A 6,681-nucleotide genomic window follows, 5' to 3' on the forward strand; every position below is an offset into this window, starting at 1 on the left:
AAGGAGCGGGCTCCGGGCCGACGGGCCGGGACCTCGGACCGCGTGGGGCGGTGGGGTGGGGTTCAGATGCCGACGTACTGCTCGGCGAACCAGTCCTGATGGGCACGGGACGTCCGCAGCGACTCCATGCGGGACCGGCGCATGCCCTCCTGGAACGGGGGCGCGCCGTGGAGGAGGCCGATCATCCAGTGCGAGAACTCCTGCGCACGCCAGATGTGCGTGAGGCACCGGTCGGAGTAGCGGGCGAGCGGTTCGGGGTCGTCCCGGTGGAGGTCGGCGGCGAGGGCCTCGGCGAGGAGTTCGGCCTCCAGCACGGCGAGGTTGGCGCCCTTCGCCGCGGAGGGGCTGATGAGACCGGCGGCGTCGCCGGCGAGGAGGAGCGAGCCGTACCGGAGGGTGTCGAGCACGTCGGACTCCAGGTCGACGACGGCGCGCTGGACGATGCGTCCGCGCCGCAGCGGGCCGTACTGGTCGCTGCGCATCCGCAGGTCCAGTTCGTCCCAGATCCGCTCCTCGGTCCACTCCTCGGCCGGGGTGCCGCGGTCGCACTGGAGGTAGTAGCGGGTGATGTCGGCGGACCGGGCCATGTGTCCGGCGAAGCCCCGCGGATGGGTCGCGTACCCGACGGCGTCGAGGCTGGGCGGTGCCTCGGCGAGGAGTCCGAGCCAGGAGACGCCGTGGTCGCGGTGGTGTCGTACGGCTCCCTCGGGCAGCGAGCGGCGTCCGGCGCCGTGCCGGCCGTCGCAGGCGGCGACGTACCGGGCCCGCCACCGCACGGTCCGGCCGTCGGGCTCCCGCGCGGCCACCCACGGGCGGTCGCCGTCGGCGTCGCCGACCTCCAGCGCCTCGGTGTCGAAGCGGATGCGGCCGCCGGCGCCGAGGTAGGCGGCGAGGAGGTCGGCCACCAGCTCGTGCTGGGGGTAGACCGTGTGGGGTTCGCCGGTGCCGAGCGTCCTGTAGTCCAGCCGGAAGCGCCCGTCCTCGGTGCGGAACTCGCACACGCCGTGCTCCCGTCCCCGTCGCCGCAGCCCCTCGTCCAGGCCGTGGCGCCGCAGTACGTGTGCGGTGTGCGCGGCGAGGAACCCGGCCCGGGCGCGGTTCAGGACGTGGTCGCGTCCGGTGCGTTCGAGGACGACGCAGTCGATCCCGCTCCGCAGCAGGAGGTTGCCCAGGACGAGCCCGGCGGGACCGGCCCCGAGGATGACGACGTCGGCCGACTCCCGTTTCTTTTCTGCATGTTGACTCTCTGTCACGGAAGTGGATCTTAAGCAGGGGAACGCGCGCCGCTGCTCCAACATCACTCGAATGCCACATTCCACGAGAAAAGGATTCTTCATGGGCGTCCACGCACGCGGGCCCCGCCGTGACGGCGGGGCCCGCGTGCGTGGTCGGATCAGGTCGTGCGCCAGCGCGTCAGAGGACGTTGACCCCGGTCCAGGCCGCAGCCACGGTGGCGTACTCGGCGCTCGTGGCGCCGTACAGGTCCTTCGCCGCGCTCAGGGTCGCCGCGCGGGCTCCCTTGTAGTCCGTGGTGGAGGTCATGTAGACGGTCAGCGCCCGGTACCAGACGGCGGCGGCCTTCTGGTTGCCGATGCCCGTCACGGTCGTGCCCTTGTACGTCGCACTCGTGTAGGTGACGCCGTTGATCGTCTTGGTGCCGCTGCCCTCGCTCGCGAGGTAGAACCAGTGGTTGCCGACGCCCGAGGAGTTGTGCACGTCGAGCCGGCCGACGGACTTCGACCAGAAGTCGGCGGAGCGGCCGTCGAGAGAGGGCTTGTCGAAGCGCCGCAGCCACGGCGGGGTGGACTGGTCGCTGAAGAGGTAGTCGGGGGTGTCGACGGCGTTGGCGGCGTACCACTCGACCATGGTGCCGAGGATGTCGCTGGTGGCCTCGTTCAGACCGCCGGACTCGCCGCTGTAGCGCAGGTTGGCGGTGGCCGAGGTGACGCCGTGGGTCATCTCGTGGCCCATGGTGTCGAGGTCGACCTGCTCGGGGTCGACGCTGCCGTCTCCGTCGCCGGTCATCATGCAGAAGCAGGAGTCCGACCACTGGGCGTTGTCCCAGTTCGTGCCGACGTGGACGAAGACCGTGGCCCCGCGGCCGTCGTTCTTGATGCCGCTGCGGCCGAAGGTGCTCTTGTAGTAGTCGAAGGTCTTCGCGGTGTTGGCGTGGGCGTCGACGGCGGCGGTGGAGCGGTCGGCGGAGAACTTCCGGCCGTCGCCCCAGACGTTGTCGGCGTCGGTGAACAGGGTGCCGGAGGAGCTGTTCAGGGACGAGGACGAGACGTTGCGGGCGTCCTTGGTGACGTGGCCGCGCACCGGGTCGATCAGCGCGTAGGTGCCGTTCGCCTGGAGGGTGGTGTCGAGGGTGAGGTCGCCGGTGTACTCGGAGTGCCCGGTGCCGGCCGCCTCGCGCTCGGTGTCGTAGTTCTCGATCGCCGCGCCGGTGGCGGCGTCGGTGACGAAGACCTCGCCGTGCGGCTGCCCCTTGTCGCCCAGGCCCTGCACGGTCGTGCGCCAGGCCAGCCGGGGAGCGCCGTCCGCCGCCCAGACGATCAGCTCGGGGGTGGATCTGGCCTCGCTCACCAGCCCGTTCGAGCGCTTGAGGGCGCCGGCCGCGGTTCCCTTGGCGTCGACCGCGGGGGTGACGGAGGCGAGCGCCACCTTGCGGGCCCTGGCGTGGGTGGACCCCTTGAGCGAGCCGTCTGCCTTCTGGTGGACGACGAAGTCGCCGCCGACGACGGGGAGGCCGCGGTAGCTCCGCTCGAAGCGGACGTGCTGGGTGCCGTCGGCGTCGATCACGACGTCCTTGACGCGGAGCGCCTGGCCCGCCCCGTATCCGAAGGTGTCGGCGTGCCGGGCCACGTTCGACTCGGCCCGGGATATCGCCGTGTCGCGGACGGAGCCTCCGCCGGCCGCGTCGGGCCGGGCGTGGGCGGGTACGGCCGTCACCCCCGCGGTGACGACTGCGGCGGCGACCATCGTGGAGAGGGCAAGGAGGGAACGGGGCATGACGGGGTGTTTCCTTCGCTCGTCGTGGGGGGTGACGACGTCCTGGGACGTTGACGCGAAGTGTTCACCAGGTGACATGTTCCTGACGTGATCCCATATGGGATACAACCCCGGAGTTATACGTGCGCTGCGCGGCGCCCCGAGCGCGCGGTCAGCGGTCCGCGCCGAGCGCGAACCCCTCCCCGCCGTCCTCCCACCACGCCAGGTACTCCGGCCGCTGCCGCACCAGCGCCAGGTACTCCGCCAGCAGCCGGTCCCCCACCGCGCCGGCCAGCTCCGCCGGCACCGACGCCGTGTTCCAGGCCAGCTGGAGCCGCCGGTGGAACGGGACGTCGACCAGCGGCCTCAGCACGGTCCCCCGCGCCGGGACGTCCGCGCTCGGCCACACCCCGCAGACGGCCCGCCGGCCGGCGACCAGCATCTGCGCCACCGACAGGTCCGGCGTCACGTGCGCCACCTTCGGCGTGAACCCCGCCGCCCGGCAGGTGAGATGCAGGTACGCGTGCACCCCGCTCTCGTCGGCCTCCGGCATCACCCACTCCTCGTCCGCCAGCTCGTGCAGCGCGACCCGCTCCCGGCGCGCCAGCGGATGGTCCTCGGCGAGCAGGACGAAGACCGGCTCGCGCAGCAGCGTGCGCGCCGCCACCGACTCCCCGACGGGCAGGGGGAACCCCGGGAACTCGCCGAACACCGCGATGTCGCACTTCGACAGCCCCAGCGCCTTCACCAGCGCGTGCACGGACCGCCGGGCGTCCACGGTCACCCCGTTTCCCGGCACGAGCTCGAACAGGGCCGACATCAGCAGCGACACGAGCGGTCCCGCCGTTCCGCCCGCCCGCAGCGGAAGGGCCGCCCCGCTGTCCGCCTCGCCCGCCCCCCGCGCGTACTCCCTCAACCGGTCGAAGCCGACGACGAGGTCCCGTGCGCACCGCAGCACGTACTGCCCGTTCTCGTTCGGCTTCACCCCCTCGGCGCTCCGCACGAACAGCGGGCCGCCCAACTCGCCCTCGATCCGCTTCAGCTGCGCGCTCGTGGCCGGCTGCGACAGCTGGAGCCGCGCTGCCGCTTTGCGGATGCTCCCGGCCTCCGCGACGGTGAGCAGCACCCGCAGGTGCCGGAACTCCAGCTGCATGAACCTTCCCCGCTCAGGGCGAAGGGGCCCTCGGCACCCCCCGTGACCAGCAACACCCCTGCCCGAGGGCATGGTCACCCACACTCCGGCGCCCCCGCCCGGCCAGCAACCACGGGACGGCAAAATCTCCGCGCCCGCACCGCCCCCTTTGCACGGGCACCGCCCCGCCGCCCGAACGGGCGGCGGGGCGGCGGGACGGCCGGGGAAGGTCCGGCGTCGTCAGTGGCGCAGGAGGGCGCAGACGAAGTCCTCCTGCACGGCCCGGACCTTGGCGAGCAGTTCGGGCTTGGCGGTCTTGCTGGTCTGGGTGGTGATCGAGAAGGTGAGGGAACGACGGCCGTCGGCGGTGGCGGCGGCGAACTGGGTGTAGCCGGGGAAGTTGCCCGTGTGGCCGTAGACCGTGCCGCAGCGGGTCTGGTACCGGAAGACGGCCAGTCCGCCGGAGTTCACGCCGGGGCCCGCGGGCTCGGAGGCGGCGCCGGGGATGAAGGTCCGCTGCTCGCGGCGGGTCCGCTCGGACAGGAAGTGCGGTCCGCCGGCCCAGGCGCGGACGAAGGCGTTGAGGTCCTTGGGGGTGGAGACGATGCCGCCGGAGGCCCAGACGCCGGAGGCCCCGATGGCCTCGCTGATGTCCTCCGGCGGGGCGGGCGGGATCACGTCGTAGCCGTGCAGATAGGGACGGGGGAGACGGTAGCCCTGGGGAAGGCTCGTCCGGCGGAGGTCGAGCGGCCGGTACACGAGCCGGTCGAGGAGCCGCTCGTACGGGCGCCCCGTGACGGCCTCGGCCATCAGGGCCACGGCGATGTTGTCGGAGTTCGAGTAGACGTACTTCGATCCCGGCGGGAAGTCCAGGGGCTTGTCGGCGACGTAGTCGAGCAGCCGGCGGGAGTCGAAGTGGTGGCGGGGGTCCGCCTGCAGGACCTCCAGGAACGCCGGGGCCTGGGAGAAGTCGGGGAGTCCGCTGGTGTGGTTGAGCAGCTGGCGGAGCGTCACCTTGTGCCACGCCACGGGCTGCGACGGAAGGATCTCGCCGATCGTGTCGTCGAGGTCCAGCTGGTGCCGGTCCACCAGGCGCAGGGCGACCGCCCCGCTGAACGCCTTGGCGACGCTGGCGATCCGCATGTGGTCGGTCGCGCGCGGCGGACGGCCGGTCTCCGTGTCGGCGACGCCGGCCCGGAGGACGGTGGTGCGCTCGCCCCGCTGCAGCACCGAGATCACTCCGGGCGGCCCTCCGGCCGTGCGGACGAGGTCGTCCAGCTGCTTCTGAAGGGACGCGTCGGGAGGTGTCGGCGTGCCCGTGGCCTGGGCGGGCTGGACGAGGCCGGCGAGCGCCGCCGACGCGGCCAGGCCGGCGACGGTCAGCCGCAGACGGGCGCGCGAGCGGGACCGGACATGAGATCGTGCCGACACAGGGGCTCCTTCACGGTGATGCCGGGCGGCGGGCGGTCACCCGGTTCGGGCTGGTCCGCCTCAGCATCGGACGCCGTGCCGTGGCCTGCCCGCCCCGGTGCTCCATCCGGCCCAGACACGCCCGCGGTCCGGCGCGAGCGGGGCGGCGCCTCCGGAGGGCCTTCACGGCCGGTGCCGGAAGCCGGCCGCGGAGTGCGGGGGCGTGGGTGCCGGGGCGCGCGGAGTGGGTCATCCTGGGGGTATGGGTGCCACGCGGGACAGGTCCTTTCCTCCGGGGGCGTCGGGGCGCCGGAGTCCCCTGCGGACGCCGGCCGCGGTCGTCGCCGCCCTCGTGCTGGGCGTCGCCGCGTCGTCCGGCTGCGCGGGCGCCGCGGGTACGGCCACGGGGGCGCACGGTCCGTCGTCGGAGGTCTCCGTCCGCTCGGCCGCACCGACACCGCCCCCGGCACCGCCCTCCACGTCCCCCGCGACCGCCGTCGCCGCGGCGGCCCCGTCCCCCACGGCCACGCCGCCCTCGCCCCGTGCGCATCTCCCCGCCGAGCTCTCCATACCGTCGATAGGGGTCGAGGACCTGGCGGTGGTGCCGTACGAGGGCACGACCGACGACCGCGCGGGGACCCGCATACAGGACCGCGGGGTCGCGGCGAGTCCGTACGGCGAACGGGGCGGCGTGGGGCCGGGGGAGGTCGGCAACTACCTGGTGACGGCCCACCGGCTCTCGGCCGGCGGACCGTTGCGCGAGCTGCCCGCGGTCGAGGTGGGCGACCGGGTGCACGTGACGGCCGGAGGGACGGTGTACACCTACGAGATCACCGAGACGCGCAGCACGTCCTTCCGTTCGGCCCGTTCGCTCGCCGAGCAGCGGGCCGCGGTGCCGGGAGATCCGGGCGAGCGGCCCACCCGGGCGATGATCACGCTCTCCACCTGCGCGACGCCGGAGGACGACGCGGCGGGGAACCGCTGGCGGGACGCCCTGCACAACCCCGAGCACCGGATCGACAAGATCGGTGTGCTGACGTCGACGCGGCCGGCCTAAAGGGTGTTGCAGAAGGCTCAGTTCTGGGCATTTTCCCTGTATGGGTGGGGTGTTGCGGGCTGAGCCGGTGTGGGTGGAGACGTTCACGGGC

5 protein-coding genes are annotated in these 6,681 nt (G+C 73.1%); 1 reads left to right on the forward strand and 4 read right to left on the reverse strand.

Features of this window, described 5'->3' with window-relative positions:
• Window positions 1–62 precede the first annotated feature (62 nt).
• The 4 genes from AB0424_RS03415 to AB0424_RS03430 all read right to left on the reverse strand — a co-directional run bounded on the left by AB0424_RS03415 (window position 63) and on the right by AB0424_RS03430 (window position 5,554).
• Window positions 63–1,253, reverse strand: a complete 1,191-nt coding sequence (locus tag AB0424_RS03415) for a 4-hydroxybenzoate 3-monooxygenase (RefSeq protein WP_366301815.1) — start codon at window positions 1,251–1,253, stop codon at window positions 63–65.
• Window positions 1,254–1,413: 160 nt separating this feature from the next.
• Window positions 1,414–3,012, reverse strand: a complete 1,599-nt coding sequence (locus AB0424_RS03420) for a M4 family metallopeptidase (RefSeq protein ID WP_366301817.1) — start codon at window positions 3,010–3,012, stop codon at window positions 1,414–1,416.
• Window positions 3,013–3,163: 151 nt separating this feature from the next.
• A complete protein-coding gene (locus AB0424_RS03425) occupies window positions 3,164–4,144 on the reverse strand; it encodes a LysR family transcriptional regulator (protein WP_366301818.1) in 981 nt (326 codons plus the stop codon).
• 219 nt (window positions 4,145–4,363) lie between these two features.
• Window positions 4,364–5,554 (reverse strand): serine hydrolase domain-containing protein, encoded by a 1,191-nt coding sequence (locus AB0424_RS03430; protein ID WP_366301819.1) that lies wholly within the window; start codon window positions 5,552–5,554, stop codon window positions 4,364–4,366.
• Window positions 5,555–5,795: 241 nt separating this feature from the next.
• Here AB0424_RS03430 and AB0424_RS03435 point away from each other — a divergent pair, with 241 nt between their 5' ends.
• Window positions 5,796–6,590 (forward strand): class E sortase, encoded by a 795-nt coding sequence (locus AB0424_RS03435; RefSeq protein WP_366301821.1) that lies wholly within the window; start codon window positions 5,796–5,798, stop codon window positions 6,588–6,590.
• Window positions 6,591–6,681: the final 91 nt, after the last annotated feature.

Origin of the sequence: Streptomyces sp. NPDC051180 (assembly GCF_040689545.1) — a bacterium.
Taxonomy (GTDB): Bacteria; Actinomycetota; Actinomycetes; order Streptomycetales; family Streptomycetaceae; genus Streptomyces.

Bases quoted from the DNA above. Each gene is read 5' to 3' on its own strand.
- AB0424_RS03420 (WP_366301817.1), bottom strand. From the start codon at position 3,012: ATGCCCCGTTCCCTCCTTGCCCTCTCCACGATGGTCGCCGCCGCAGTC.
- AB0424_RS03435 (WP_366301821.1), top strand. From the start codon at position 5,796: ATGGGTGCCACGCGGGACAGGTCCTTTCCTCCGGGGGCGTCGGGGCGC.
- AB0424_RS03425 (WP_366301818.1), bottom strand. From the start codon at position 4,144: ATGCAGCTGGAGTTCCGGCACCTGCGGGTGCTGCTCACCGTCGCGGAG.